This is a genomic window from Burkholderia sp. RF2-non_BP3 (assembly GCF_001522185.1).
Lineage (GTDB): Bacteria > Pseudomonadota > Gammaproteobacteria > Burkholderiales > Burkholderiaceae > Burkholderia > Burkholderia diffusa.
In genome coordinates, this window is the sequence record NZ_LOSU01000073.1 from 1 (window position 1) to 656 (window position 656).

At 66.8% G+C, this 656-nt stretch carries 1 pseudogene; it reads left to right on the forward strand.

The window, feature by feature from the left end:
* Positions 1-656: pseudogene (locus WS45_RS31790) on the forward strand (cell surface protein); the annotation flags it as partial.

The following is a 656-nucleotide window of genomic DNA, read 5'->3' on the forward strand; positions in this document are numbered from 1 at the left end:
ATCAGCTCGCTGTCCACCGGCCTCAGCACGGTCACGACCAAGACCGACAATCTCGGCAACAGCACCGCCGCAGCCCTCGGCGGCGGCGCGAGCTACAACCCGGCAACCGGCACGGTTTCCGCTCCGTCGTACACGACGTACAACGCGAACGGCACGACGTCGACCGCCAGCAGCGTCGGCTCGGCGATCGACAGCATCAACAGCCAGGGCATCAAGTACTTCCACGCGAAGTCGACGGCAGCCGACAGCCAGGCGCTCGGCACCGACTCGGTCGCAATCGGCCCGAATGCCATCGCCAACAACGCCGGCGACGTCGCACTCGGCAGCGGCTCCGTCACCCAAGCGCCCAACCCGACGCCGACGGGTACCGTCGGCGGCGTGACCACCACGTTCGCGGGCGGCAATCCGGGCAGCGTGGTGAGCGTCGGCAATGCGAGCACGGGCACCACGCGTCAAATCACCAATGTCGCGGCAGGCCAAATCACGCCGACCAGTACCGACGCGATCAACGGCTCCCAGCTCTTCGCGACCAATTCCGTCGTGGATTCGCTGTCGACGACGGTGTCGTCGTCCAGCAGCGCGATCTCGTCGCTGTCGACCGGCATCACTTCGTTGTCGACGGGGCTCAGCTCGACCAACAGCTCGGTGGCTTCGCT